Below are 2,554 nucleotides of genomic sequence, written 5' to 3'. Positions count from 1 at the left end.
GTCGAGGCGTTCGTCGGCACCGGCAACCACGGCAGCGTCGTCTCCGGCCGGATCGCGTACACGTTCGGCTTCGAGGGCCCGGCCGTCACCGTCGACACCGCCTGCTCGTCCTCACTGGTGGCGCTGCACCTCGCCGTCCAGGCCCTGCGTTCCGGCGAGTGCACCCTCGCGCTGGCCGGCGGCGTCACCGTCATGTCCAGCCCCGACACGTTCGTCGGCTTCAGCCGCCAGCGTGGCCTGTCCCCGGACGGGCGGTGCAAGTCCTTCGCGGCCACCGCCGACGGCACCGGCTGGAGCGAGGGCGCCGGGCTGCTGCTGCTGGAGCGGCTCTCCGACGCGCAGCGCAACGGCCACCGGGTGCTCGCCGTCGTGCGCGGCAGCGCGGTCAACTCCGACGGCGCCTCCAACGGCCTCACCGCGCCGCACGGCCCGTCGCAGCAACGCGTGATCCGCCAGGCCCTCGCCAACGCCCGGCTCGCCCCGGCCGACGTGGACGCCGTCGAGGCCCACGGCACCGGCACCCGCCTCGGCGACCCCATCGAGGCGCAGGCCCTGCTCGCCACGTACGGCCGGGACCGGGCCGACGACCAGCCCCTGTGGCTCGGGTCGATCAAGTCGAACCTCGGGCACACCCAGGCCGCGGCCGGCGTCGCCGGCGTCATCAAGATGGTCATGGCGATGCGTCACGGCGTCCTGCCGCGCACCCTGCACGTCGACGAGCCGTCCCCGCACGTCGACTGGTCGGCCGGCGCGGTGAGCCTGCTCCGCGAGCCGCGCCCGTGGCCGCGCGCGACGAGGCCCATGCGCGCGGGCGTCTCCTCGTTCGGTGTCAGCGGCACCAACGCCCACGTCATCGTCGAGGCCGCCCCGCCCGCGCCGCAGCCGGCCACCGACGCCGTCACCGGCCCCGACCCGCTGCCGTGGGTCGTCTCCGCGCGCAGCGCCGCAGCGCTCGGCGCCCAGGCCGACCGGCTGCGCTCCTGGCTCGCCGAGCACCCCGACGCCGCGCCGGCCGCCGTGGGCCGGGCCCTGGCCACCGGCCGGTCCGTCCTGGAACACCGGGCGGTGCTGCTCGGCGCCGACCGGGACGAACTGCTCGCCGGGCTCGGCGCGCTGGCCGACGGGGTTCCGGCCCCGTCCGTGCGGCGCGGGGTCGCCAGTCCCACCCGCGTCGCCGTGCTCTGCACCGGCCAGGGCGCCCAGCGCGTCGGCATGGGCCAGCGGTTGTACGCCGCCTTCCCGGCCTTCGCCGACGCCTTCGACGCCGCCTGCGCGGAGCTGGACAGGCACCTCGACCGGCCGCTGCGCGGCGTGCTCGACGGCCCCGCCGACGTGCTCGACCGCACCGGGTACGCCCAGGCGGCGCTCTTCGCCATCGAGGTCGCCGCCTACCGGCTCGTCGAGTCCTGGGGTGTCGTGCCGGACTTCGTGGCCGGGCACTCGGTCGGCGAGGTGGCCGCCGCGCACATCGCCGGCGTGCTGTCGCTGCCCGACGCCGCCCGCCTGGTGGCCGCCCGGGGCACCCTGATGCAGGCGCTGCCCACCGGTGGCGCCATGGTGTCGATCCGCGCCACCGAGGCGGAGGTCCGCGCGCACCTGGCCACCGCCGGCGGGACGCCCGGCGCCGGGCTGGCCGCCGTCAACGGCCCGGAGTCCGTCGTCGTCTCCGGCGACGAGGACGCCGTGCTGGCGGTCGCCGCACACTTCGCAGCCCTCGGCCGCAGCACCAGGCGGCTGCGGGTCAGCCACGCGTTCCACTCCGCCCGCATGGACCCGATGCTCGACGCGTTCGGCGACGTGCTCGGGCAACTGACCTTCGCCGCGCCCCGCATCCCCGTGGTCTCGACCGTGACCGGAGCGGTGCTCGACCCCGACGAGGTGTGCTCCCCGGCGTACTGGCTGCGCAACGTCCGCGACACGGTCCGCTTCGACGCCGCCGTGACCACGCTGCGTGAGCTGGGTGTCGGCGTGTACGTCGAGGTGGGCCCGGGCGGAGTGCTCTGCGCGCTCACCCAGGAGATCGTCGGCGCGGACCAGGCGGTCTGCGCCCCCGTGCTGCGCGCCGAGCACGACGAGGCGACCACCGCCCTGGCCGCCGCGGCCACCGTGTGGGCCAGGGGCGTGCCGGTGAACTGGGCGGCCCTGTTCGCCGGCCCGCCCCTGCCGGTCGACCTGCCCACGTACGCGTTCCAGCGCGAACGCTACTGGTTGCTGCCCCTGCCGCAGCCCGCCGACGTGACCGCCGCCGGGCTGACCCCGACCGGCCACCCGCTGCTCGGCGCGGTGTTCCGCTCGGCCGACGGCGACGAGGTGACGCTCACCGGCAGGTTGTCCGTGGAGACCCAGCCCTGGCTGGCCGAGCACGCCCTGCGCGACGTCGTGCTCCTGCCCGGCACCGGGTTCGAGGAACTGGCGAGGCGGGCCGGCGCGGAGGTCGGCGCGGAACGGCTCGCCGAGCTGACCCTCCAGGCGCCGCTGGTGCTGCCCGAGACCGGCGGCGTCGACGTGCAGGTCGCCGCCGAACGCACCGGCGGCGGAGCGTGGCAGCTCACCG

1 protein-coding gene is annotated in these 2,554 nt (G+C 76.8%); it reads left to right on the top strand.

The features are described 5' to 3' along the window. A partial coding sequence (locus KBX39_RS28735; RefSeq protein ID WP_210873532.1) for a type I polyketide synthase occupies positions 1-2,554 on the top strand: 2,554 nt, incomplete at both ends.

This window comes from Micromonospora sp. D75, assembly GCF_018070405.1.
Classification (GTDB): Bacteria; Actinomycetota; Actinomycetes; order Mycobacteriales; family Micromonosporaceae; genus Micromonospora; species Micromonospora chalcea.
This window is presented reverse-complemented; position numbering and strand designations above follow the sequence as displayed.